The sequence below is a fragment of the Marinobacter sp. CH_CUG1437-1 genome, from assembly GCF_037029655.1.
GTDB classification, from domain to species: domain Bacteria; phylum Pseudomonadota; class Gammaproteobacteria; order Pseudomonadales; family Oleiphilaceae; genus Marinobacter; species Marinobacter salsuginis.
Window position 1 is genome coordinate 425,617 of sequence record NZ_JAYMEW010000003.1, and the last position, 24,743, is coordinate 450,359.

At 58.2% G+C, this 24,743-nt stretch carries 18 protein-coding genes; 8 read left to right on the forward strand and 10 right to left on the reverse strand.

Features of this window, described 5'->3' with window-relative positions; genetic code table 11:
• Positions 1-27: 27 nt before the first annotated feature.
• Positions 28-1,326 (reverse strand): NCS2 family permease, encoded by a 1,299-nt coding sequence (locus WA411_RS10800; protein WP_069182985.1) that lies wholly within the window; start codon positions 1,324-1,326, stop codon positions 28-30.
• A 151-nt stretch (positions 1,327-1,477) separates the two neighbouring features.
• The gene (locus WA411_RS10805; protein WP_069182986.1) at positions 1,478-2,095 is read right to left on the reverse strand and encodes a trimeric intracellular cation channel family protein; all 618 of its coding nucleotides are present in this window, start codon (positions 2,093-2,095) and stop codon (positions 1,478-1,480) included.
• Positions 2,096-2,287: 192 nt separating this feature from the next.
• Here WA411_RS10805 and WA411_RS10810 point away from each other — a divergent pair, with 192 nt between their 5' ends.
• Both WA411_RS10810 and WA411_RS10815 read left to right on the forward strand, forming a co-directional pair.
• Positions 2,288-2,854 (forward strand): BLUF domain-containing protein, encoded by a 567-nt coding sequence (locus WA411_RS10810; RefSeq protein WP_291906045.1) that lies wholly within the window; start codon positions 2,288-2,290, stop codon positions 2,852-2,854.
• A 144-nt stretch (positions 2,855-2,998) separates the two neighbouring features.
• Complete coding sequence (locus WA411_RS10815; protein WP_291906043.1) at positions 2,999-3,979, forward strand: NADPH:quinone oxidoreductase family protein; 981 nt, start codon at positions 2,999-3,001, stop codon at positions 3,977-3,979.
• A 347-nt stretch (positions 3,980-4,326) separates the two neighbouring features.
• On the opposite strand, the gene WA411_RS10820 is transcribed toward WA411_RS10815, so the two are convergent.
• The 8 genes from WA411_RS10820 to WA411_RS10855 form a co-directional block, all read right to left on the reverse strand.
• Positions 4,327-6,153: a long-chain-acyl-CoA synthetase gene (locus WA411_RS10820; RefSeq protein WP_291906041.1), complete on the reverse strand. Its 1,827-nt coding sequence runs from the start codon at positions 6,151-6,153 to the stop codon at positions 4,327-4,329.
• A 63-nt stretch (positions 6,154-6,216) separates the two neighbouring features.
• Complete coding sequence (locus tag WA411_RS10825; protein WP_291906039.1) at positions 6,217-7,044, reverse strand: SDR family oxidoreductase; 828 nt, start codon at positions 7,042-7,044, stop codon at positions 6,217-6,219.
• Positions 7,041-9,023 carry an acetyl-CoA carboxylase biotin carboxylase subunit gene (locus WA411_RS10830; protein ID WP_291906038.1) on the reverse strand — a complete coding sequence of 661 codons (1,983 nt, stop codon included), beginning with the start codon at positions 9,021-9,023 and terminating at the stop codon, positions 7,041-7,043. The genes WA411_RS10825 and WA411_RS10830 overlap by 4 nt, the downstream gene beginning before the upstream one ends.
• A gap of 152 nt (positions 9,024-9,175) precedes the next feature.
• The gene (locus WA411_RS10835) at positions 9,176-9,997 is read right to left on the reverse strand and encodes an enoyl-CoA hydratase/isomerase family protein (RefSeq protein ID WP_222465009.1); all 822 of its coding nucleotides are present in this window, start codon (positions 9,995-9,997) and stop codon (positions 9,176-9,178) included.
• A gap of 160 nt (positions 9,998-10,157) precedes the next feature.
• Complete coding sequence (atuD, locus tag WA411_RS10840) at positions 10,158-11,318, reverse strand: citronellyl-CoA dehydrogenase (RefSeq protein WP_209400803.1); 1,161 nt, start codon at positions 11,316-11,318, stop codon at positions 10,158-10,160.
• Positions 11,319-11,802: 484 nt separating this feature from the next.
• The gene (locus WA411_RS10845) at positions 11,803-13,419 is read right to left on the reverse strand and encodes an acyl-CoA carboxylase subunit beta (protein WP_291906034.1); all 1,617 of its coding nucleotides are present in this window, start codon (positions 13,417-13,419) and stop codon (positions 11,803-11,805) included.
• 10 nt (positions 13,420-13,429) lie between these two features.
• Entirely contained in the window at positions 13,430-14,296 is an 867-nt protein-coding gene (locus tag WA411_RS10850) for an SDR family oxidoreductase (protein WP_291906033.1), read from the reverse strand.
• 152 nt (positions 14,297-14,448) lie between these two features.
• Positions 14,449-16,242 (reverse strand): acyclic terpene utilization AtuA family protein, encoded by a 1,794-nt coding sequence (locus tag WA411_RS10855; protein ID WP_291906031.1) that lies wholly within the window; start codon positions 16,240-16,242, stop codon positions 14,449-14,451.
• Positions 16,243-16,407: 165 nt separating this feature from the next.
• Here WA411_RS10855 and WA411_RS10860 point away from each other — a divergent pair, with 165 nt between their 5' ends.
• The 6 genes from WA411_RS10860 to WA411_RS10885 all read left to right on the forward strand — a co-directional run bounded on the left by WA411_RS10860 (position 16,408) and on the right by WA411_RS10885 (position 24,677).
• The gene (locus WA411_RS10860) at positions 16,408-17,019 is read left to right on the forward strand and encodes a TetR/AcrR family transcriptional regulator (protein WP_291906029.1); all 612 of its coding nucleotides are present in this window, start codon (positions 16,408-16,410) and stop codon (positions 17,017-17,019) included.
• A gap of 203 nt (positions 17,020-17,222) precedes the next feature.
• On the forward strand, positions 17,223-18,287 hold the full coding sequence (locus WA411_RS10865; protein WP_291906027.1) for a hypothetical protein: 1,065 nt from the start codon (positions 17,223-17,225) through the stop codon (positions 18,285-18,287).
• A 58-nt stretch (positions 18,288-18,345) separates the two neighbouring features.
• Complete coding sequence (locus WA411_RS10870; RefSeq protein WP_291906025.1) at positions 18,346-19,356, forward strand: putative solute-binding protein; 1,011 nt, start codon at positions 18,346-18,348, stop codon at positions 19,354-19,356.
• A gap of 15 nt (positions 19,357-19,371) precedes the next feature.
• Positions 19,372-21,423, forward strand: coding sequence for a TRAP transporter large permease subunit (locus WA411_RS10875; RefSeq protein WP_291906023.1), 2,052 nt, complete (start codon positions 19,372-19,374; stop codon positions 21,421-21,423).
• A 273-nt stretch (positions 21,424-21,696) separates the two neighbouring features.
• On the forward strand, positions 21,697-24,204 hold the full coding sequence (locus WA411_RS10880; protein ID WP_291906021.1) for a S8 family serine peptidase: 2,508 nt from the start codon (positions 21,697-21,699) through the stop codon (positions 24,202-24,204).
• Positions 24,204-24,677, forward strand: a complete 474-nt coding sequence (locus WA411_RS10885) for a protease complex subunit PrcB family protein (RefSeq protein WP_291906020.1) — start codon at positions 24,204-24,206, stop codon at positions 24,675-24,677. Before WA411_RS10880 ends, WA411_RS10885 begins: the two co-directional genes overlap by 1 nt.
• Positions 24,678-24,743: the final 66 nt, after the last annotated feature.

Sequence of the window (24,743 nt, forward strand, 5' to 3'; positions counted from 1 at the left end):
CGTTCCGGTTAATGCTCTGGATGCGGATCAGGCCGCATCCAGGAAAATGAATTTCAGAACAAAGACGACAGCAATAATAACAACGCTGGCGTTCAAATCCGCCCAGCGGCCGCTCAGAGCCTTCAGGATGGCGTAGGTAATGAACCCGAGGGCAATGCCGTTTGCGATGGAGAACGTCAGCGGCATCATCAGGGCTGTGACCACAGCCGGAGCCGCGTCGGTAACGTCATCCCAGTCAACCAGTTTGAGGCCGCTGGCCATCAGAACCGCAACGTAGAGTAGCGCCGGAGCGGTTGCGTAGGCGGGAATGATGCTGGCAATGGGTGACAGCAGCAAACACGCCAGGAACAGTGCGGCAACAACCACAGCGGTCAGGCCGGTACGCCCGCCAGCGGAAATACCCGCCGTTGATTCGATGTAGCTGGTGGTGGTCGAGGTGCCGAGGGCAGCACCGGACATGGTGGCGACCGAATCGGACATCAGGGCCCGGCCCAGGCGCGGCAGCTTGCCGTCCTTGTCCAGCAGTCCGCCACGCTGGGCAGCGCCTATGAGCGTGCCGGAGGTGTCGAACAGGTCAACGAACAGGAACGCAAAAATAACGCTGATCATGCCCACGTTCAGGGCGCCCGCCAGATCCAGCTGCATGAAAGTGGGAGCCAGGCTGGGCGGCGCGGAAACAAAGCCTTTGTATTCCACCATCCCCAGCGCCATGGCAACGCCGGTAACCGCGATGATACCAATCATGACAGCGCCGGTTACCTGACGGAACGACAGGGCGCAGATGAGCACGAAGCCGCCAAAGAACAGCAGGCTTTCGGCAACCTTCACTTCACCAAGGCCAACCAGAGTTGCAGGATGATCCACCACAATGCCGGCGTTCTTGAGCGCAATCAGGGCCAGAAAGAAACCAATGCCGGCAGAAATGCCGAACCGCAAGGACATCGGGATGCTGTTAATGATCCATTCGCGGACCTTGAAAATGCTCAGCAGAAAGAACAGGAAGCCGGATATGAACACCGCCCCCAGCGCCACCTGCCAGCTGTAGCCCATGCTGCCAACGACCGTAAAGGAGAAGAAAGCGTTCAGTCCCATACCCGGCGCCAGGGCGATGGGGTAGTTGGCCCACAACCCCATGATCAGCGTGCCGATAACGGCTGCAAGGCAGGTAGCGACGAAGACAGCCCCGAAATCCATGCCGGTAGACGACAGGATGCTCGGGTTGACCACAATGATGTACGCCATGGTCAGGAAGGTGGTAATGCCCGCAACCACTTCTTTACGAACGGTGGTGCCGTGGGCCTGGAGTTGGAACAGTCGTTCAAGCATGACGGGTGTCTGCCTCACAGGATGCTGAAAGTTAGTATTTGGGAATCTGGTCTGAGCGGAATTCGTGGATTGCGTGAAAAAACGGCAATATTACCGACTCGTGCGCCTCAGGCCAAGGGATGATTGACAGTTCGTCAAGCAGCCGATGGGGCTAGCTGTTGTGTGGATCCCGCTGGAGTCGGATATCAAACCGCACGGCCAGCATGCGCACGATCACGATGAAAAGCAGTCCGATTGTCAGAGGCAGGGCCTCGTTGTCCAGGAACCACTGGCAGACGAAATATAGCCAGCAACCGGCAAACGAAATGGATGCGTAGATCTGGTCTTTGCGGAAAATGTAGGGCACTTCATTGCACAGAGTGTCTCGTAGTGCGCCGCCAAAGGTACCGGTCATGACGCCGAGAAGAGAGGCTACAAACCACGAATGCCCAAGGTCGAGGGCCAGTTGGGCGCCCAGAATGGAAAAAACTCCCAGTCCGATGGCGTCCGGAAAGACGATTCTGGACTCCCGAAGCCGCTCCGCCCGTTTCCAGTAACTGAAGACAATTGCCATCGCCAGAATCAGCATGGGCTGTTCCTCATGCTTGATCCAGTAGAGCGGGTGGTTGTCCATGATCAGGTCCCGAAGGGTACCGCCACCTAGCGCCGTGATAAATCCGATGGTAAACACGCCCACAGGATCCATATTCTTGGAGCGCGCCACGATCATGCCGGAAATCGCGAAGGCGACGATTCCTATCATTTCAAGTACGTAGATGATGTCGAGCATGGCGAAACCCGGGAGAGGCGGAGAATGGCCTGATGGCCTGGTTTTGAGCGCCGAGGATAGCGGAAAAAGCGTCTCCTTTCATCTACGGATCGGGCCTGTCAGGTTTGTGGCCACCCGGAACTGTGATCCATAACGACACGTTCAGACGTATCTTGGATTCATCTTACGTCTATCCTGTTGTACGGAGTTGCTATGTCCTTGATGCGTCTGGCCTATGCCAGTGAAGCCACGTTCGAAGCCAAGCCGGTGGAAAAAGGTGTAGAGCCTCACGTTGCGCGAATCCTGATGACCTCCCGAAAAAACAACGCCAGAGACCAACTGGTGGGTGGTCTTTATTACGGCAACGACCGCTTTTTCCAATATCTTGAAGGTGATGAAGATGCGGTGCGCAGGACCTTCGATCGCATTCTGAAGGATGAGCGCCATAAGAATGTCGTGACCCTCATCGAAGAGCCGCTCACAAGCCGGACCTTTAGCAACTGGTCTATGAAGTATGTGCCTCTCTCCCGGGATGTCCGGAACTTCCTCGATGAGCAGGGTCTGGAATCCTTCGAGCCGTCCTCTTTCACATCGGATCAGTGCGAGAAAATGATCGAGCTAATACGCAATTCCAGCCAGGATCAGAATCTGGTCAATCGGGACGACAATCAATCCGTTGGCGACGCCCCCCAGGTGTTGTCGTCCGGAATGAAAATGGGCCTGATCGTGGCTGGTCTGGTGCTGGTGGGGGCTCTGGTGATTGGCGGGACCATGCTGTGATGGAAATGCTGTAAAAATTAGCCTTGCTTATGCGGTTGGATAAAAGAACTTTATTTGCTTCATGATAAGACTCTGTTTAGCTTGACGGATAACAATCACAGGCGTGCACTGCCTGGAGCCCGATCAAACAAAAATGGAGAGTTCATGAAAGCCATCCTCTGCAAGGAATATGGACCGGCCGAGACGCTGGTCATCGAAGATGTTCCCAGTCCTGAGGTGAAAGGCCGAGGCGTAAAAGTCCGCGTAAAAGCCGCCGGCCTGAATTTCCCCGACACCCTCATTATCGAAAACAAATACCAGTTGAAGCCAAGTCTTCCGTTTTCGCCCGGTGGTGAAATGGCTGGTGAGGTTATCGAAGTTGGTGACAAAGTCACGCGCTTCAAGGTAGGGGACCGTGTCGCAGGCCTGACCGGTTATGGCGCTTTTGCAGAAGAAGTCATCGTGCCGGAGCAGAACCTGCTGCCCGTTCCCGATGGCATGTCAGACGAGAAGGCCGCCGCCTTCACCATGGTCTACGGCACTTCCTATTACGCCCTGAAACAGCGAGGCAACCTCCAGCCTGGCGAAACGCTACTCGTTCTTGGCGCCAGTGGTGGCGTTGGCCTCGCCACGGTCGAACTCGGCAAGGCGATGGGCGCCAAGGTCATCGCAGCGGCCAGTTCTGCCGAGAAGCTGGCTGTGGCCAAAGAGGCCGGCGCCGATGAGCTGATAAACTACACCGAAGAGCCTCTCAAAGATGCGGTAAAGAAGCTCACCCACAGCAAGGGCGTGGACGTGATCTACGACCCGGTCGGCGGTGACTTTACCGAACAGGCCCTTCGCGCCATGGGGTGGAACGGCCGCCACCTGATCATCGGCTTTGCTGCCGGTGATATACCGAAAATCCCCGCCAATCTGACGCTCCTGAAAGGCTGCTCCGTGGTTGGCGTGTTCTGGGGCAGCTTCACCCAGCGCGAGCCGGAGGCGAGCGCGCAGAACATGATGGAGCTGATGAAGCTCTATGCCGAAGGCAAGATCGATCCGAAGATCAGCGCCGTCTACGACTTCGAGGATTACGCCTCTGCAATTGGGGCCCTTACTGAACGCAAGGCGACTGGCAAGGTTGTACTTAAAGTCGGCTCCTGAGTTTTATCGTAGCCTGAAAGCTTTGGGAGGTTGCCGGTTGGAGGCACTTCCCAAAAACCGCTACGAGCACATCCATGTGCGCTTGGCGTCGGCCATCCATGGCCGCCGACATTTTTGGGAAGTGCCTCCAACCAGCAACTTCTGACACCAGTTATATCTCAGGTTGTGGAGACTATATCGCTGTAGCCCGTTAGTGAGGGTGGGTGCCTCCTCCCAAAAATGTAGAGGGCCAAGGACGGCCCGAAACAAGCGCACACGGACGTGCTTGTAGCGGTTTTTGGGAGGAGGCACCCACGCTCACCATTCCGCTAACACACAAGGCTAGGGCCCAGACAAAAGGCCAATCATCAAAACCGGACCGAAGCCGAGTCAATCTCCGAAACCAGCTTTGGCGTCAGCAAGGTATACTCGTCACTCCCGGTCAACCAGGCATAAACCTCCTCGTCGTCCCGGAGGGAATAGCCCAGCTTCTGGATATCCACTTTGCGGTACTTGAAGGTGCCGGTTTTCTCTATGGCGTGGGTGACGCGCACGAACACCGGTACCGCATAGGCTGGCAAATTGTCCTGCAGATAGCGGAACAAGCGATTTATGTCGAAGGCCCGGCCGTTGCTCTGGGGCACGAGCGTCACCATCCCGGCCTTGCCGTTGGTTCCGGGGATCTCGACGCCGTAGACAATGGCTTCCTCTGCCATGCCAGAGCCGTCTATGATGTTCTCGACTTCCGTGGTGGAGACATTTTCGCCTTTCCAACGGAAGGTATCACCCATGCGGTCAACGAACTGCAGATGGCCGCAGCCGATTTCCTTCAGTACATCACCGGTGTTAAACCAGGCATCGCCTTTTTTGAATGCGTTGCGGAGGATGGATTTTTCCGTGGCCTCCTTCTGGGTGTAGCCTTCGAATGACCATTTCTTGGTGATCTCCCCGATCAACAGGCCGGGCTCACCTTTTGCCACTTCCTGCATCAAGCCTTTTTCGTTACGCACCGGGTCCCGCGTGCCTTCGTGGAACTTCACCAGCTTGTAAGGCGCGGTGGAGAAACCGACGGTGTTGTCCATGTTGAAGAAGTTGCTGAAGCCGATGTTGCCCTCGCTGGAGGCATAGAGTTCCGCCACGGTTTCTATGCCGAAGCGTTCCTTGAATTCTTTCCAGATGGATGGGCGCAGGCCGTTGCCGACCATCTTGGTGAGACCGTGGTTGCGGTCCTGCTCGCCCGGCGGCTGGTTCAACAGATAGCGGCAGAGTTCGCCGACATAACCGAAGGTGGTGGCATGGTAACGGCGCACATCGTCCCAGAAGGCGCTGGCGGAGAATTTGCGGCGCAGGGCAATGGCCGAGCCGCCGGCCAGCACTGAGCCCCAGCACACCAGCAGGGCGGTGCCATGGTAAAGGGGCAGGGTGCAGTAGAGAACGTCCTCCGGCTCCATGGCCAGCGACATCAGGCCGAATCCGCCGTAGGCCTTGATAAACTTCCTGTGCGAGCCCGGGGCCGCCTTGGGCAGTCCGGTGGTGCCGGAAGTAAACAGGTAAATGGCGTTGTCCCCCATTTTCGGGGGAGTGTTCACCACCGGACTATCGCTGTTGAAGGTGCTGACCTGCTCGGCCATGTTGGCGTAACCGGACGGGGCATCGCCAAATGCGTTCAGGGTATTGGTGTCTGCCAGAAACTGGAAGGGCTGCGGGTGGTCGGTCTTGAGTTCTGCCTTGATACCGTCAAAGGCCTCCACCAGCTCTTCGCCCACAACTGTCATCTTCGGCTCAATCAGGTTAATGCTGTGTTCCAGCACCTTGCCTTTCTGGGAGGTATTGAGCATGGCGCAGGCGACACCGAGTTTGGCGGCGCCGGCCACCACGGCCAGCAGCTCCGGCCGGTTTTCAAGGAATACCGCAATGGCATCGCCTTTGGTGAGTCCCTGTTCCTGCAGATAGCGTGCGATACGATTGGCCCACGAATTCAGCTCGCTCCAGGTGATCGTTCGATCTTCGAACAGGATGGCCGGTCGATTGCCGAAGGATCGGGCGTTGTTTTCGATCAGCGTGCCCAGAGTGAGCTCTCGCTTCTCGTTCTTGAGGGAATAGTAATAAAGCCCCCGCGTGATTGACGGCAGGCGCCGAAGCACGCCGGGCAGGCTGCGGGCAATGTCCAGTGCGGATACGTTGTCTTGGCTCATGGTTTTTCCGTTGGTCCCTTTTATTGTGCGAACTGAGAGCCTGTAACAACGCATGTCGCGGCCTCAGTCCAGAAACAGATCCGGCATTAGCGGCTTTTCGCCCGGCTCGTACCGGTAGTGCTCGAAGTCGGTCATACCGTCCTGCCTCAGCAGGTCTTCATCAATCAGGTTCTGGCCGGTCATGGTGTCAGGCGACCGGCCCAGGATGCTGACGGCGGCATCGGCCATAATGTCCGGCTTTCTGCCCTGGGCCATCAGTTGCGGACCGCCCACTTCGAACTCGATGGCCGCCGTGGCGATCAGGGTTTTCGGCCACAGGGTATTTACCGCTATGCCATATCGCTTGAATTCCTCGGCCATGCCCAGGCTCAGCATGGTCATGGCGTATTTCGTAGTGGTGTAGGGCCCATACTGGGCGAACCACCGGGTATTCAGGTTCAGAGGCGGCGATAGGCTCAGGATGTGGGCCTGGTCCGACTTCTTGAGCCAGGGCAGGGCGGCCTGGCTGCAGGCCATGACCGCCCGGGCATTGACCTGATGCATCAGGTCGTACCGGCTGACCTTGAGCTTCTCCACGCCAGTCAGCCGGATGGCGCCGGCGTTGTTCACCAGAGCGTCAATGCCGCCGAAATGCTCGCCGGCTTCATCAATGCGCTGGCGAATCTGCTTTTCATCCCGCACATCCAGAACCAGCGGCAGTGCCTGTCCGCCGGCTTCGCGTACTTCCTCGGCCACGGTATGAATGGTGCCGGGTAGCTTCGGATGTGGCGTGTCCGATTTGGCGGCAATCACCAAATTGGCGCCCTGGCGGGCACAGGCCAGGGCAATCGCGCGGCCAATGCCCCGGCTGGCGCCCGTGATAAAAACGGTGCGGTTACGCAATGTACTCATGCGTTACTCTCCTGTTCGGCTGTCTCGCTGGCACTGATTTCAACCAACAACTGACTGCGTTTGACCTGGTCGCCCTTGCCGGCATGAACCTCGCCTACAATGCCGTCTCGATCGGCTTTTACCGGATGCTCCATTTTCATGGCCTCCAGTATCACCAGCGTATCGCCCTGGCGAACGCTCTGACCAGCCTTTACCAACACATCAATAATGGCGCCATCCATGGTTGCCTGGATTCTTCCACTGCCAGCGCCACCTGCGCCTTGCGCAGGCTGATGGGTAACATCCCGAACCGACCAGGATTGCCCGAACGCCTGCAAATATAAGGAATCGCCCTGGCGGTGATATTGGCAAGTCTGACGAACACCATTGTCGATAATGCACAACAGGCCATCCCGCTGGCTTTCAAGCACCAGAGTGTGCCGGGTTTCGCCCATGTTGAACGTCAACCGTTTACCGCTGCGGGTCACCAGTAACTCCACAGTGGCGTCGCCACTTTCGAGCTTGATTGGTGTCATGGTGGCTGGTGCATTGCTCCAGGCGCTCTGGCCGGCAATGCCATGGTCAAGCACGCAGGCGGCCAGCGCCAGTTGGCGTATATCCAGAGTCTGGGGCTGCAGGGATGGATCCTCGCTGAACGCCTGCTGCAGAAAGGCGGTGGTAGCCTCACCAGCCCCGAAGGTGTCGTCGGCGATAATCCGGCTCAGGAAATGTCGGTTGGTGGTCACGCCGAATACGGTGGTGTCCTCCAGGGCCCGGATCAGGCGGCGACGGGCTTCGTCCCGGTTCTGGCCCCAGGCAATGACTTTGGCCAGCATGGGGTCGTAGTGGGGTGTGATGCTGTCTCCGGAGCGAACGCCCGTATCGTATCGAAGGCCTTCTCCCTCTGCTGGTTCAAAGGCATACAGTGGTCCGGTCTGGGGGGTGAATCCGTGAGCAGGATCCTCCGCATAGAGCCGCACTTCAATGGCGTGGCCATTGAGCTGTATTTCGTCCTGGGTGAGTGGCAGCTCACGGCCTTCAGCAACGGTGAGCTGCCAAGCAACCAGGTCCTGGCCGGTAATCTGCTCGGTGACCGGGTGCTCTACCTGCAGGCGGGTGTTCATTTCCAGGAAGTAGAAGTTCCGGTGTTTGTCCACAAGGAACTCGACGGTGCCGGCGCCTTCGTAGTTACAGGCCAGCGCCGCTTTCACCGCGGCCTCGCCCATGGCCTGGCGCAGTTCGGGAGTTACAAAGGGAGAGGGCGCTTCTTCGACCACTTTCTGGTGCCGGCGCTGGACCGAGCAGTCTCGTTCGCCCAGGTAGACGGCGTTGCCGTGCCGGTCGGCGAACACCTGGATTTCCACGTGCCGGGGCTCAATCACGGCTTTTTCGAGGATCAATTCGTCGTCGCCGAAGGCCTGCTTGGATTCAGACCGGGCCCTTTTGATGTTGTCGGCCAGTTCGGATTCGCTTTCAACCAGGCGCATGCCGCGGCCTCCACCGCCTGCGGAGGCTTTGATCATCAGCGGGAAGCCGATGTCTTTGGCGGCGGCGATCAGTTCGTCGTTGCTGGCACTGTTACCTTTGACAGGGCCCTCATAACCGGGCACAACGGGTACGCCGGCTTCCTGCATGGCGATTTTGGAGCGCCGTTTGCTGCCCATCAGCTCAATGGCCGAGGCGGGCGGGCCAACGAACACCAGGCCGGCGTCTTTGCAGGCGTTGGCGAAGGTGGAATTCTCGGAGAGGAAGCCGTAGCCGGGGTGGATGCAGTCGGCGCCGGTCTTGCGGGCAGCGTCGAGGATAGCGTCGCTGTTCAGGTAGGAAGCAGATACCTGGGCCGGGCCAATGCAAACGGCTTCGTCAGCCAGTTCCACGTGCATGGCTTTGGCGTCAGCCTCGGAGTAGACGGCCACGGTGCGGTAACCCAGTGATTTCGCGGTTCGGATGACCCGGACTGCGATTTCGCCTCGGTTGGCTACTAATAGTTTCTTTAACATGTTCTTATTCTCTCCTTTGGAGTAGGCCGCGAGGCTGAGTGCCGTCTGGCTTCCAGAAAAACGCTACGAGCACATCCATGTGCGCTTGGCGTCGGCCATCCATGGCCGCCGACATTTTCTGGAAGCCAGACGGCACTCACCCTCGCTCCGCATCAGTCCGATTCGCCTGCCCACGCTGGCTTCCGCTTTTGCATGAAAGCCATGGTGCCCTCTGTTCCTTCGCTGCCCCGGATGGCTTCAGCAAACTTTTCAGCCGCGCTGTCAAGCAGGCCGCTCATCGGCTCATGACCAACCCGGTGCAGCAACGCCTTGGTTTCTGCGGTGGCAACCGGGGCACATTGGCGAACTCGATCCAGAGCGCTGCCCAGCATATCTTCAAGTTCATCATCGGAAGATGCCGCCTGGTGTGCGATGCCGAGACGGCATGCTTCGTTTGCATCAATTCTCAAACCGAGCAAAGCGAGCCGGCGGGCCTGTGTGAGGCCGATGCGTTCAACCACAAAGGGTGCAATCTGGGCGGGAATGACGCCGAGGGAGGTTTCCGGCATGCCGAATTTCGCAGTCGGCCCGGCAATGGCAACGTCGGAGACGCAGGCCAGGCCGAATCCACCGCCCATGACGGCACCCTCGGTGACCGCGATGACCACTTTCGAGGATTCGTTCACCTGCTGGATCATCTGGCCGAAGGCTCGGTTCAGGCGGTAGAAGGGATCGGCCTCGCCCTCGGCTGCCTTCTGGCCCCGGGCACCGGCCATGTCTTTGATGTCACCGCCGGCGCAGAAATGACCACCGGCGCCCCGGATGACGACGGCGCGGATGTGCAGGTCGCTCTCGATTTGCGTAAATACGGCCGAGAGCTCCGCCACCATTTCCAGACTCATGGCGTTGCGGACGTCCGGGCGGTTAATGGTGATGAACAGGGTGGGGCCCTGTTTTTCCAGTAGAAGTGTTTCGCAATGTGGTAGCTGATCCATAACTGACTCCACGAAATTTGTCTGGGGGCTATCGGCTCGGGTCAGGCGTCCGGGACTGTGAGCAGCATGGATGCTGCGATCAAGCCTACATGGACGTATTCACGGCGTGTCCGGGACGCCTGATCCGGCCCGATAGCCCTGCCACCGAAGCCTAAGGCACTTAGTCGCGCTTTTTGCCCGGAAGCGTCCCCATCATCTTGCAGATAATCCCGAGCATGATTTCATCGGCACCACCGCCGATGGACACCAGTCTTACATCCCGGTGTGCGCGAGAAATCGGGTTATCCCACATGTAACCATTGCCACCCCAGTACTGCAGGCAGCTGTCCGTAACCTCACGTCCCAGACGCCCGGCCTTGAGCTTGGCCATGGACGCCAGGCGGGTCACATCCTTTCCTTCAACGTGCAGTTCACAGGCCTGATAGGTGAGGGCACGCAGGGCCTCAACTTCGGTTTGCAGCTCCGCGAGGCGGAAATGGATTACCTGGTTGTCGATAAGTGGTTGGCCGAAGGTTTTGCGTTCGCGGCAGTACTCGATGGTCTTGTTGATGCAATTTTCCAGCGCCTTGATGACGTTGGCGGCACCCCAAAGGCGCTCTTCCTGGAACTGCAGCATCTGCATCATGAAACCGGTGCCCTCGGCGCCAATGCGGTAGCGCTGGGGCACGCGCACGTCGTCAAAGAAAATCTGTGCGGTTTCTGAAGAGCGCATACCCAGCTTATTCAGGTGCGGGCTGAAGGAGATGCCCGGAGTTTTTGTTGGCACCACAATCAGGGACTTGTTCTTGTGGGGCTTGTCGTCCGAGGTGTTGGCGAGCAAACAGATGAAGTCGGATTTGGGGCTGTTGGTAATCCACATCTTGGAGCCGTTGATGATGTAGTCGTCACCGTCTTTTTTTGCGGTGGTTTTCATCCCCGCTACATCCGAACCTGCGCCCACTTCACTGACACCGATGCACCCGACCATGTCACCGGCAATGGCCGGCGCCAGGAAGCTGCGCTTCAGCTCATCGGAACCAAACCGGGAGATGGCCGGGGTACACATGTCAGTCTGAACCCCAATGGCCAGCGGCACGCCGCCACAATGGGCCATGCCTAGTTCTTCCGCAGCCACCAGGTTGTAGCTGTAATCCAGCCCCATGCCGCCGTATTCTTCCGGCTTTTGAATGCCCAGAATTCCCAGGTTGCCGAGTTTCTTGAATAGCTCATGAATCGGGAATTCCCCGGCCGCTTCCCATTCGTCGCAGTGAGGATTGATTTCCTTCTCCACGAAATCGCGGACGGTTTTTCTGAGGGCTTCGTGTTCGGCTGTGAATTTCACGTTCTTGTTCTCCTGATTGTTAGTTCGTGCCTTCTGTTTGCTAGTGCACGTTCTTTAACTTGGGTGGCGGCTGTCTGGGATCGGTTTCAGAAAACCGCTACGAGCACATCCATGTGCGCTTGGCGTCGGCCATCCATGGCCGCCGACATTTTCTGAAACCGATCCCACACAGCCGCTTACGTCTGCAAACTGGTTGCTGCCCGCTGGCAGCTATTTGTTTTTGTAGGTCGGCTTAACCAAAGGCGTAATCCGACCTACCGTTGTTTTTTGCATGCTGCCGCTGAAAAGCATGCTGGTTTTAAGCGTTAACTCTGAATTCCGAAGAACCGGTTGGGGCACCCTGTCCAAAAATGTCGACGGCCAAGGATGGCCGGCGCCAAGCGCACATGGATGTGCTCGTAGCGGTTTTTGGACAGGGTGCCCCAACCGGTTCATCCCGCAAAACAAGCAATCCCATAGGCGGGCCCCACCAAACCCAAAAAGCCTACAGGCGGGCCACACCAAAGGTATTGGGCCGCAACTGCCTCGCCTCGGCTTCCCGGCAAACGTCCAGAACCAGGGCCAGAACGCGCCGCGTATCCCGCGGATCGATTAGCCCGTCATCCCATAATCTGGCCGTTCCGAACAACGCCGTTGAGCCTTCCTCCAGTTTTTTGGCCGTCGCCTGCTCCAGAAAATCCAGTGTCTTCGGGTCCGGCTCCATGCCGCCGCGGCGCTGCTTGTCTTCGGCCACAATCCGCATAACCTTGCCGGCCTGGGCCGGGCCCATAACCGCGGTTCGGCTGTTGGGCCAGGCGAAGATGAACCTTGGATCCAGGCCACGGCCGCACATGGCGTAGTTACCTGCACCATAGGAACCGCCGATGACAATTGCGACCTTTGGCACCCGACAATTGGCAACGGCCTGGATCATTTTCGAGCCGTGTTTGATGATGCCGTTCTGTTCTGAGTGAGTGCCCACCATGAAACCGGTGGTGTTATGCAGGAACAAAAGGGGCGTTCCGGCCTGGTCGCAGAGCTGGATGAACTGGGCGGCCTTGGCAGAGCCGGCCGGGGTGATGGGGCCGTTGTTGCCGATGATGCCAACCGAATGGCCTTCGATACGGATGGTGCCGCAGACGGTCTGGTCGTCGAACTCGTTCTTGAAGTCCATGAACTTCGAGCCGTCGGCGATTCGGGCAAGAATCTCGCGAACGTCGTAGGGTTTTTTAGAATCTGCCGGGATCACGCCCAGGAGTTCCTCGGCCGGGTAGAGTGGTTCCTCCCATTTCAGTTCTCGCTTCGGCGGCAGTTGCTCGTTCCAGGGCAAGGCCTCGAGGATATTTCTGGCCTGGCGGATGCCGTCGGCGTCGTCTTCGGCCAGGTATTCGGCGGTTCCTGCCACAGTGGCGTGCATTTCGGCACCGCCGAGTTCCTCGTCAGTGGCAACTTCGCCGGTGGCGGCTTTCAGAAGCGGGGGGCCGGCCAGGAACATCTTGGCCTGCTCACGCACCACGATCACATAGTCGGACAGCCCCGGCTGATAGGCGCCGCCGGCGGTGGCGTTGCCATGGACGACGGTAACCTGGGGAATGCCGGCGGCGGACATGCGCGCCTGGTTGGCAAAACCCCGGGCGCCGAGCACGAAAATATCGGTGGCGTAGTTCAGGTTGGCGCCGCCGCTTTCGGACAGGGAAACCACGGGGAGCTTGTTCTCCATAGCAATCTGCTGAAGCCGCAGGGTCTTGTCCAGGCCGGCCGGGGTAATGGTGCCGCCCTTGATGGCGCTGTTGCTGGCAACGACGAGGCAGCGAATGCCACTGACACAACCAATACCAGCGATGATCCCGCCGCCGGCCATGCTGCCGTCCTTGTCATCGTGCATCTTGTAGCCGGCGAGCGAACACAGCTCCAGGAAGGGTGTTCCACGGTCCAGCAACCGGTTGATACGGTCCCTCGGAAGCAGCTTGCCCCGCTTGGTGAACTTCTCCCGGGCCGCTTCCGCCAGATCCAGCACCTTCTGTTCCACATCCCGGAACGTGGTGATATGGGCGTCCATGGCCTCGGCATTGGAGCGGAAATCCTCGGACTGGGAGCTTACGGTGGATTCAAGTACCTGCATGGTAGGCTCCTCAGTCGTCGCTCAGAACTTTCGGGGTAACGGCCCGGTGAAAGCCGTTGTAGGGCTCGTTATTCTTGGCCTTCGGCAACGGCCACACCCGGCCACCCTGGGAGGCGCCGCCATCGATCCGCAGGCAGTCGCCGCTGATAAACGCTGCGCCAGGGCTGAGAAGGAAACAGATCGCCGAGCTGACTTCGGATTCGGTACCCATCCGCTTGATCGGCACGTTATCGCCCAGGCTGCGAATCCACTGCCTCATGTGTTCCGGGTAGTTGTCCATGCCACTGGAAGCGATCCAGCCCGGGGCAACGGCATTCACCCGAACGCCGGAAGCGCCCCATTCAACGGCCGCTGTCTGGGTAAAGTTCACCATCCCGGCCCGGGCAGCACCGGAGTGTCCCATGCCGGGCATGCCGCCCCACATATCTGCGACGATATTGACGATGGCCCCCCCGGTCTTCGACAGCGCCTGAGTGTATGCTTCCCGAGCCATCAGAAAACCGCCGGTCAGATTGGTGCGAACGACCGTCTCCCAACCCTTCTGGTTAATCCCGGTCAGCGGCGCCTGGAACTGCCCGCCGGCATTGTTTACCAGTCCGTTCAGACCGCCGTGTTCGGCAATGATCGCTTTCACCGTGGCTTTGACTGATTCCTCCTCACGGATATCGCAGACATGGGCGGACGCAATGCCGCCGTCCTCAGTGATCTCTGCTTTTACCGATTCCACTTTCTCGGCCTTGCGGCCAACCAGGGCAACCCGTGCTCCAAGGGCAGCGAGTTCATGGGCCGTACACCGGCCAATACCAGAACCGCCGCCGGTAACAATAAACACCTGGCCCTTGAACAAGTTGGGATGAAAAACAGATTGGTAGCTCATATCTCGAAAACCTTTCCAAATGTTCGGGCGTTCGGGCTGTTGGCCCCTCCCGGGACTGTGAGCAGCATGGATGCTGCGATCAAGCGTACAGGGACGTATTCACAGCGTGTCCCGGGAGGGGGCGACGGCCCGAGCGCGTGCTCCATGGTCTATTAGTTGATGATCTTTGAAGGAACAGGCACCGGAAACTCCAATAGCTGCTGCGCAAACGCCTTCCCCTGGGGATCAATCCGTAAGCTGGCGACTCCCCCGCCACCAAGACTGTGCTCCAGCAGGAAATTGATGGCCTGCAAACCGGGCATGGCCCAGCGGGTGACCCGACCGTTTTCCGGATTGAGGGTATGTGCCATCCATTCCGCAACGGCCGCTTCCGTCAGTGCGGTTTCAATGAACGGCAAAAATTCCGGCTTGCGGGCAATCACGCCAATGTTGGTGTGGTCGCCCTTGTCGCCACTGCGGGCCCAGGCAAGTTTCACCAGAGGAACAGTGGTATCGGTGGCGCTGGTGTCATGAGTGAACGACTGTGGCGGAAGGTCGGCACTATCGAAGCCGCCGCTGGTCTCAACTTCAACCGCCTGCCGCTCGCCACCCAGATCCACGGATACCTCGACTTCTGTTTTAGGCACCAGGCAGGAATACAGCCGGATTTTCGGCCACACGGTCGGACGCCCTCCGACAATTCCGGTAATTCCCGGTGCCATGCCCGTTGCCGCCTGGGCAATTTCCCGGGAAAACAGCACAAGCGCGTCTTTCTTGGGATGGGCCGTGCTGATCTTGACCACGACTTCCCGGCAATCCTCACCCCGGCCGTGAGCGCCATAAGTGGTTTCGGTGCCCAGAAGCTCGATACTGGTCTCGCTGTAATCGGGCAAACCACGCTCACTGAACATGCGAGAGGTCTTGGCGAGGATGGCCTGGGCCACGGTCTGGGCTTTGGCCCTGGCGTTCATACCAGCCAGAAGGAATGTGACAGTACACTTGAAGCCGTCCGGCCAGGTGCCCGACACCTTGTAGCTGTCCGTGGGCGCAAGGCCCCGGGCGCCTCGAACCTGAACCTGGTCCTTGCCCGTTTCCTCCAATTCAACGCCCGTGAAATCGCAGGTAACGTCCGGGAGCAGATAGGCCCTGGGATCGCCAATCTCATAGACCAACTGTTCGGCCACGGTGCCCCGGCTTACCAGGCCGCCTGTGTCCTCGGGCTTGGTGATAAAAAAGCTGCCGTCGGCACTCACTTCGGCAATCGGGAAACCCATGTTGGCGTAGCCACCGGCCACCTCTTCCCAATCGGTAAAGTTGCCACCTGTAGCCTGGGCGCCGCATTCCAGCAGATGCCCGGCCAGGCTACCCTGGGCCAGCTTGTCGTAGTCCTGCCAGCTCCATCCGAATTCGTGCACCAGAGGGGCCAGCGCCAGAGCGCTGTCAGCAACCCGGCCGGTAATCACAATGTCGGCGCCCTGTTCCAGGGCGGCAACCAGGCCCGGCGCGCCGAGGTAGGCGTTCAGGCTGACCATCATGGGTGGCATCGGCTGGCCTGAGGTCATTTCCGTGATGCCCATATCGGCCAGCTTTTTCTTTTTCGTCAACAGGTCGTCGCCCAGAACCAGGGCAATCTTCATGTCTACGCCTGCCTTCTCGCAGAGGGCCTGAAGGGCGTCGCGACAGGCTACCGGGTTCACGCCGCCAGCGTTGGCCAGTACACGGATGCCTTTTTCCTTGATGTCCCCAAGCAGGGGAGCCATGACGGTCTGGACGAAATCTCTTGCATAGCCCTGGGACGGATCTTTCATCTTCTGCCCGGCCATGATCGACATGGTGATTTCGGCCAGGTAATCGGCCACCAGGTAGTCAATGTTGCCCTGATGAACCAGTTGCGCGGCGGCGGTCTCAGTATCGCCCCAGAAAGCGGCGGAGCATCCGATGCGAACAGTTTTTTGAGATTCAGCCATGTTCCTGTGCCCTGTTTAAGCCCTGTCTATGGTTACCGATTCGATGCCCGGGGCAATCGCGGTTTTGTCTAACATGGAATTGACAATACCAAGCAAGCGCTTGGTTTGTAAATAGGCAGGTTTCAGGTAGAATTAAAGGCCTCTTTTGCCAACCGGAAAGCCTCAGTGAGCCAGAACAAGATCCTTCAGTCCCTGATCGCCGAGAACCTCGTGTCTGATCCCAATGGTGCCCGCGGCCGCCTGCTCACAGAGGCGGCCCGCCTGTTCCGGGAAAAAGGCTATGAGCGCACCACGGTTCGCGATCTGGCCGCCGCCGTCGGTATTCAGTCTGGCAGCCTGTTCCATCACTTCCGGACCAAGGAAGAGATCCTCAAAGCGGTGATGGTTGAAACCATCCGTTTGAACACCGCACTAATGCAGGCGGCGCTGGAGGCTGCCGATTCCAACAGAGAAAAGCTGCAGGGGCTTGTCCGTGCCGAGTTAGAGTCAATCAACGGCCAGACTGGCGAGGCCATGGCGGTATTGGTCTTCGAATGGCGGAGTCTGTCGGCCGCCTCCCAGGTGGAAGTGCTGGAACTTCGGGATATCTACGAGAAGCTCTGGCTCGATGTCCTGGAATCGCTGAAACGCGAAGGCGCTCTGAAGGCGGATCCCTTCGTTGTCCGAAGGATGTTGACCGGTGCTCTCAGCTGGACCGTAACCTGGTACAAGCCGGAGCGGGGAGGCCTGACGCTGGATGGTTTGACCGATCAGGTCATGGCCATGATGTCTCTCTGAATCGGTGTCATTTTCGAAAGTCTTTGTTTTAAATCAATAAAACCCAGAGCAATTCCATTCCCTGGAGGCCATTGGCCCGATCGGCATAACAAAATCGGCATTCGAGCCATTTTTGTAGGACAGTTTTCACCGCATTCTTGCACCCGTTGACAAAAACCGAGTTCAGATCGGGCAAACAAAAACAACGTGATGCAGGGTGAAATATGATCTCCTCTCTGGCAAGGCTCGGACCGCGCCTTTTCGTGGCTCGCCTCAAGACTCTCTCGCTGGCGGCGGTTGCCGCACTCGCAGGTTGCTCGGTAAATCCCATCTACACCACCACTGGCGTTGTACTCTCCAACTACTCCGAGGGCGAGGCCACACCCTACGTATTGCAGATGTCCGATGCCCAGATGGCCTGTGCGTTGGGTGAGGGCGTTGATCCGTTGCTCTATTCCTTTTCACGGGTGACCGATGCCCCTGACAGCACCGGCTCCTTGCTGATGCTCCTGGCAGGCAATTGCGCCGAGTATGAAGCCTGGGAGGCTGAGCTCGCCTATCTCAGGGCAGACTATGAGGGTGATGTGGCAGCGGCCAAGGACGCCAGAGAAGTGGCCAAGCGCTTGAATGCGCTGACCGCGAAACGCAGGTACGCCTCCTTTCAGAGAGCGATGGCAGCCTATGAGTTTGATCCCGCCGCCGAACCCCTTGAATGCCCGTTCCTGTTCACCGAGCAGGACGAAATCACCTTCCTGCTGGGCCTGCTGACCGGCATGCAGGCTATCGTAAACGATGCCAATTCCGGCGCTATGGCCGGCGTACCCAGGAACATTGCGCCTCAGGCCGAGCGTGCAGCTGCCTGTCTGGACAATGAAAAGTGGGGCGGAATGCCCAATGCCATCCGGGCGCTGGTCTGGCTGCTGCTGCCGGATACCCGGCCGGCACTGGCGCCGGATCCCTGGCAGGTGCTGGAGCACAGCAGGAAGCTGGGCGTCGAAAAAGGCATGCGGGTTCCGCACGCGCTCCAGGCTGTTGCCGCCGAAACCTTTGGCCGGCCCGAAAAACTTGAAGAAGCCATCGCCACTTTCGCCGAGGCCGATGCAACGATTGAGGTCTGGGACGACTACCGTCTCGTGGATGAAGTTGCTGCCGGAGTGGTTCGCTTTTCTTCGGACAAGCACTGGACCGCCAACTACGGCTATCGGACGCCGCAATCCTACTTCGGCAGGATGAGCCCTGAGCGGCAAACCGAAAACGTCGAAACCATGAATCTGGACGACCTGCTGTAAGGCAGGTGGCCGACATCCTCTGAAAACTGACAAACACAAGAATGACCCGGAGGTCGTTATGATCCGCAAATCCCTGACTGTTATGGCTCTTGTCGCTGCCGCTCCTCTGGCATCGGCGCAGTCTGTCTCCATGTGTGTATTCGATGTCATCGGCGCCAATGGAGACTTCTACAACTTTGTCAAAGACTATGCCCTGGAGATGAAAGGTCACGGCGTGGATTTCCAGCTGAAACCTTACACCGACGAGGGTGTAGCCATAGGCGATTTCAATGCCGGGCAGTGCGATGCGGTTGCCGCCACCGACATCCGGATTCGTCCATTCAACAAGTTCACGGGCAGCATCAGTGCCGTGGGAGCCCTTCCCACCTACGACAACCTGAAAACCCTGTTGGCCACGCTGGCCCAGCCCAAAGCAGCGCCGTTGATGAAGGATAATGGCTACGAAGTGCTTGGAATCATTCCGGTCGGTGCCGGTTATCTGTTTGTGAACGATCGCAGCATCGATACCGCCGGCGAGCTGGCGGGCAAGCGGATGGCGACTCTCGATTACCAGAAAGACGCCATTCACATGGTGAACTTCGTCAAGGCCACGGTGGTGCCTTCCGACATCACCAATTTCGCCGGCAAATTTAACAACGGTTCTGTGGATACCGCCTATGCGCCGGCCTTCGCTTACGAGGCCCTGGAACTTTATAAAGGCATCGGCGAGAGCGGGGGTGTGGTGGACTATCCGCTGGCCCAGCTGACGCTTCAGATGGTCGCCCGGGATGACGTGCTCGATGATGAAACCGCCCAGAAAGCCCGGGAAGTAGCCTGGAATATGTTCCCGCAGGCCATGGGCCTGATCGAAGGCCAGGAAGCGGCGATTCCTGACGAGAAATGGGTGCGCATCCCTGAAAAGGATATCCGTGGCTATCAGGAGATGTTCCGGGAGAACCGGATCGAGATGCGTGATGGATTGAACGGTGCCCCGGATGTGTATCACCCGAAGATGATGGGGCTGCTCAGCAAGATTCGTTGTGCCAGTAACCCCGCTGCTGCCGAATGCACCGCGGCTAACCGCGAATAACGGGGCAAAACCATCATGAACTGGCGAGCCATCACCGCCCCGGCCGCACGAACCCTATACCCCGTACATCGCATGTACGGGGCCGTTCTGCTGCTCCTGCTGCTGTTCACCCTGTTGCTGGGCATGGGCAATTCTCTCCATTCCCGTCTGCTCTGGGTTGGTGAGCAGACCTGGCCGAATTATTACCTGCTCAACCCGGATGCCACGGAGCCATCGTGTCAGTTGGCGATGGACATTGATGCTGAGGTGGCCCGACGGGTAGCCAACTATAAGCCGGATCCGGACGACCTATTCAGTTCACCGCCCAATCCCGAAGCCATTCGTAAATCACTGCAGAGCAATCTGGAACTCTGCCAGCAGCAATACGATGTCTACGAGCAGAACCTTGCCCATGCCACGCCGGCTCTCGGCGCTTTCAAGGCGGTAGAGCAGGGGCTGGCGGATTTCCTTCTGGACAACATTGAGCTTACCAAGTACCTGTTCATCGCAATGTTCGCGATGGCCGCCGCCATCGCGGCACTGGACACTGACCACATAGCCTTGCGCCTGCCCCGCAATCGTGCCGAATGGCGGTTGAGCCAGGGTGTGCAGTTTGTGGTTAACGGTCTGATGGTGGTGTCCCTGAACGCTTACCTGGGCAAGCTGGCGACATCGCCCGGATCGGAAGACACAATGAGCCTCCAATACGCCTGGGGCGGGGTCTTCGGCCTGTTCATGGTGATCAATGCGGTCCGGTTCCTGAACGTCCCGGAACGGATTCGTCCCGGCGGACTTTCCGCCTCCTCGGGCCTGGTAATTCCGCTGTATTGCGCCATGGGCCTGATCGCCATGAGTTACTTCTTCCTGGTAGACGGGTATGCCTCGGGCCTAGCCATCTATTTCGGAATGATGTCCAACCTGTCGTCCATGTTTATCAACATTGGCCTTTACGTGCTGGTGGGCATGATGCTCAAGCAGACCCGGATTCCCGAGCTTCTGCTGAATCTTATTAAGCCTTTCAATCTGCCTGCACCGCTGCTGGCTTCGGTCATCATCTTCGCCACGGCCTTTCCGACTGCATTTACCGGCGCATCCGGTATATTCATCCTGGCCGTGGGTGGGGTGGTCTATGACGAACTGCGCCGAGCCGGTGCTGGGCGCCAGCTGTCTCTGGCAACGACCGCCATGTCCGGCAGTCTCGGGGTGGTTCTCAATCCATGCCTGCTGATTGTCGTTGTCGCAGCCCTCAATAAAGAAGTCACGACCACCGAAATGTACAGTTGGGGCTTCTGGGTTTTCATCATGTCAGCGACGCTTTTTTCGCTGATTGTCTGCAAGACCCAGGGCAGCTGGAAGCCCCGTCCGGCGCCGGGGGCCTTTCGCGCCGCCCTCGCTGAAAGCCGGGCTTTGCTGCCTTATGTGGCAGTGGCGGCCCTGGTCATCGTGTCTATCTGGGTGGTTCTCGGATTGAAGTTTAACGAGTACAGCGCACCGTTGATTCTGCCGCTGGTCATGCTCGCCTTGGTGTTGCTGGATTCCGGCCGCCGTACTGAGGAGCAGGGCCAGACCCTCTCTCAGGTATTCTGGAGCCGTAGCTCCGCCGCGGCCAGCGATTCAGCGGTGCATATTGGAGCACTGCTTGCGCTGATCGGGTTTTCCATTTGTCTGGGGGGTATCCTCGAGCGCTCGGATATTGTTCATTCGCTCTTTCCGGAGGATTTAACCAGTCCCTGGGTCGCCATGCTGGTGATTGTAGTGATGCTCACGGTGATTGGTATGGTCATGGACCCATTCGGTGCGGTGATCCTGGTCTCAGCCACCATTGCCCAGCCGGCGATCCAGCTGGCTATTGATCCGCTTCACTTCTGGATTGTGTGCCTGGTGGCATTCGAGCTCGGCTATCTGAGCCCGCCAGTGGCGCTGAACCACCTGCTAACCCGCCAGGTGGTGGGCGAGACCGAAGTGCTGGCGGCAGAGCGCACCGGTTCCTTCTGGCATCGCTATGAGCGGCTGCTGCTGCCTTTGGCCGTGATGGGGCCGACACTGCTGTTTGTGGCGTTCGTGCCGATGCTGTTCTACGCGCTGTAACGTTGCAATGAGATAAACAGAACCGCCTGAGGGAAACTTCAGGCGGTTTTTTGCATCTGGAATACAAGGGGAAACGTAGTTTGAACGAAACCGAACACTTGAGAGAATCGTGTTTGGTATAACCTGGGAATCAAATTTGACCTGCTGCCAGTGGCCTGACCTATGAATTCGCCTGCACTTTCAAAATCAGTCCCGCTTTTCCTCGCTGCGCTTTCCCTGGTGGGTTGTGGGGGAGGAGGTAGTGGTAACAGCCTGGATTCTCAGGAACCCGGGTTGAGTGGCACCATTACGATCGAAAGTGGAACACGGGTGGACTCGGACACAGCTGATGACAGCCGTCTGAACGAAGCAGTTTCCAATGATTCGTCGAGCACCGCGCAGTTAATCCCTTCAACCGGTATTCTGGGGGGCTATCTGAGTGCCACCTCTGGCATCTACCCGGATCCTGACGGGTTTATATTTGAGTATGTCATCGACGGCCAGGATACATTTCGCACAGATCTGGCAGCGGGCAGCACGATTGCCGTACAGGTTTTCAAAGATGCAGGTTTTGCCGAGCCTACGATTACACTTTCCGTTGAGCAGGGCGGTGCCTCAGATTCAGATTCGGGAGCAGGCGATACGCCTCTGATGGTAAGTGCGCCTGCTGAAGGGCCGGCAGAAATCAGCGTCCGAACGGCAGGTGGTGGTCCTTTTCGATACGTCCTGTCTGTTTCGACTACCGGCGTTACCAGTTTCCAGAATGCTCAATACAGCCAGCCAGAGTTTGTGCCCGACGAGGCCATTGTGTTGATGTCGCCAGAAGAGCAGGGTCGTTTCAGTTCGCAGGGCCTTGCCGGCGCTTTGTCAGCGTCCTCCGCGAAATCACTGAGGCGGGGCGCCTGGTTAATCCGGCGCGACCCTGCCGGTGTCGTTGCTTCCCAATCATCCAGCACGCCGGGAGGCTTGCGTGATCAGACGCTTCGCTGGATCGCTGACCTGAAAACGCAGCCCGGGGTTGAGGTTGCTGAGCCGAATTACATCTATCGCGCTCAGGCGGATCGGGATCTCTCATCTCTGCAATGGAATCTGCCGCTCATCAATCTTCCACTTGCCTGGCAAGCCGCACCGGACCTTGGCAATGATGTTGGCGTTGCCGTCATGGACACGGGTCTGTTTACGTCCACCCCGCAAACCTACGGCGGATGGCACCTTGATCTGGATGCGAACGTTGTTCCGTTCAATTCCAACCGCATACTGGATTATGTGTCCGCCGAGGTGGATATTGATCCGCAGTTCAATGATCAGTTGGGCTATGACAACAATCCTGCCGACCCGGGAGACGGAAAACCTCAGAGCAGTAACTTCCACGGAACTCACGTTGCCGGCATTGTTGCGGCACTGGCAAATGGCGAGGGTGTAGATGGAGTGGCTCCCAATGTCACTCTGTGGCCAGTCCGGGTACTGGGCCGGGACGGAGCAGGAACTCTGGATGATCTGGTGGCGGCGATGAACTGGGCTGCAACCAATCCGGATATCGATGTCATCAATCTGAGTCTGGGAGGCGTTGGTCCAAGTACCGTGTTGGAGGCTGCCATAAACCGGGCGGATTCAAACGGAAAGCTGGTCGTCGCAGCCGCAGGCAACCAGGGAACCGATGAATTGACCTACCCGGCAGCCTTTGAACGAGTGATTGGGGTCGGCGCAGTTGATGCGGGCAAGGTGAGAGCATCTTATTCCAACTTCGGCGGTTCCGTGGATCTTGTTGCCCCTGGCGGGGATGCCACCAGGGATGCGAATCTGGATGGTAATGCCGATCTTGTCATTAGCACCTGGGGTGTTGACGATGGCGGCGAATTTATCCGCTCATACGCGGGATTGCAGGGTACTTCGATGGCGGCTCCCCACGTCGCGGGTATATATGCCTTGATGAAAGCTGCGAATAGTGAAACCGTCAGCCCCTCTAACTTTCGCGCCTGGCTCGCAGCCGGTCTGCTGACAGAAAGCGTCGGGAGCAGCGTTGAATACGGCGCCGGGCTGATGAATGCACTCAAGTCAGTTGACGTCGCCCTTGAAGGTTCGGTCAGTACCATTGTCTTGCCTTCGCCCTCAGCACTCGAGTTTGATATTGCACGTTTCAGTCGTGATCTCGACTTTTCAGTGTATCCCGACGGCGAATCGGTTTTGGTAAACGGTGTTTCCTTCAATTCCGATCTGATCAGTCTCGAACCCGCACTTTCAGCTGGGAGCCCTCTGCCGGGGTCGGTGGCAGTCACTGTGGTGGAGGGAAACGTTATCGATGGGCAGACTTATGCCACCACCATCGAAATCGATTACAGTGCCGGGGGAGATTCAGGAACTGTTGAGATCCCGGTCTCTATAGACCTCAGGGCATTGGCTGACGAGCGAGACGCAGGTCGCCATTACGTATTGTTGGTGAGTCCTGATGAAAGTCGCGAAACCATTGAGCAGAGCGTAGTGACTGCCCGTGACGGAAGCTACAGCTTCTCGTTCGATGACATCGAGCCCGGGGAGTATTTTCTGGTTGCGGGAACGGACACGGATAACAACGGCTTTATCTGTGAAAGTGGTGAAGCTTGCGCCGAGTACCCGGTAAATGGCCTGCCAGAGAAGATCGTTATCGGTGAAGGGCGGGTTTCTGGAGTCAGTCTCAGCACAAGCTTCCGTCGCCCGACCATTGCATCCATGGGATTGCCCCGCATCGGTTTCGAGGGCTATCGTCTGAAAAACCATGGAAACGCCAGTGCTGAGCCAATGAGAAACCTGGAGACCAATCGTTGATGTCCATTTACTTTCGCGCCGGATTTCTACTGGTTGCAACGCTGCTGGCATCCGGGTGTGCGAGCAGTCGTTCTGAAACTGCAGCGGGCGGGCCGCTGGCACGCCAGATTACCCAGTCGGCACACTGCGGTCTGACCGCTCCGGGTCATGTTCATCTGACAAGCCGTGAGGAGGTTAGGCGCCTGGAAGCCCTGCCCGGTCGGAACCTCTCCCTCGAGTCTTTGAAAAACATTGAGTTTGAGCGAGAGCACATCGTTCTGGCGGCTATTGGACAGAAGCCAACCGGCGGCTACAGCGTTACACTGGACGCCTCCGAAATTCGGAGTGGGACCCTGGAACTCAGGGTCAGAGTGACCGAACCCGCCCCCGGCATGATCGTCACTCAAGCCCTGACCACCCCATGCGCCGTGATCGCGGTGACGGCTGAAGGCTGGGACGATATCCAGATCATCCGCGCAGAAAACAACCGTTGATCTTTCGTCACGAATCCCTAAGCTATGGCTCAGCTTTTCATATCAATTGCGGAGTCAGTTCCTGCC

Bases quoted from the DNA above. Each gene is read 5' to 3' on its own strand.
- WA411_RS10825 (WP_291906039.1), bottom strand. From the start codon at position 7,044: ATGAGTACATTGCGTAACCGCACCGTTTTTATCACGGGCGCCAGCCGG.
- WA411_RS10845 (WP_291906034.1), bottom strand. From the start codon at position 13,419: ATGCAGGTACTTGAATCCACCGTAAGCTCCCAGTCCGAGGATTTCCGC.
- WA411_RS10870 (WP_291906025.1), top strand. From the start codon at position 18,346: ATGATCCGCAAATCCCTGACTGTTATGGCTCTTGTCGCTGCCGCTCCT.
- WA411_RS10855 (WP_291906031.1), bottom strand. From the start codon at position 16,242: ATGGCTGAATCTCAAAAAACTGTTCGCATCGGATGCTCCGCCGCTTTC.
- WA411_RS10850 (WP_291906033.1), bottom strand. From the start codon at position 14,296: ATGAGCTACCAATCTGTTTTTCATCCCAACTTGTTCAAGGGCCAGGTG.
- WA411_RS10820 (WP_291906041.1), bottom strand. From the start codon at position 6,153: ATGAGCCAAGACAACGTATCCGCACTGGACATTGCCCGCAGCCTGCCC.
- WA411_RS10885 (WP_291906020.1), top strand. From the start codon at position 24,204: ATGTCCATTTACTTTCGCGCCGGATTTCTACTGGTTGCAACGCTGCTG.
- WA411_RS10805 (WP_069182986.1), bottom strand. From the start codon at position 2,095: ATGCTCGACATCATCTACGTACTTGAAATGATAGGAATCGTCGCCTTC.
- WA411_RS10815 (WP_291906043.1), top strand. From the start codon at position 2,999: ATGAAAGCCATCCTCTGCAAGGAATATGGACCGGCCGAGACGCTGGTC.
- WA411_RS10810 (WP_291906045.1), top strand. From the start codon at position 2,288: ATGTCCTTGATGCGTCTGGCCTATGCCAGTGAAGCCACGTTCGAAGCC.
- WA411_RS10835 (WP_222465009.1), bottom strand. From the start codon at position 9,997: ATGGATCAGCTACCACATTGCGAAACACTTCTACTGGAAAAACAGGGC.
- WA411_RS10875 (WP_291906023.1), top strand. From the start codon at position 19,372: ATGAACTGGCGAGCCATCACCGCCCCGGCCGCACGAACCCTATACCCC.
- WA411_RS10830 (WP_291906038.1), bottom strand. From the start codon at position 9,023: ATGTTAAAGAAACTATTAGTAGCCAACCGAGGCGAAATCGCAGTCCGG.
- WA411_RS10865 (WP_291906027.1), top strand. From the start codon at position 17,223: ATGATCTCCTCTCTGGCAAGGCTCGGACCGCGCCTTTTCGTGGCTCGC.
- WA411_RS10800 (WP_069182985.1), bottom strand. From the start codon at position 1,326: ATGCTTGAACGACTGTTCCAACTCCAGGCCCACGGCACCACCGTTCGT.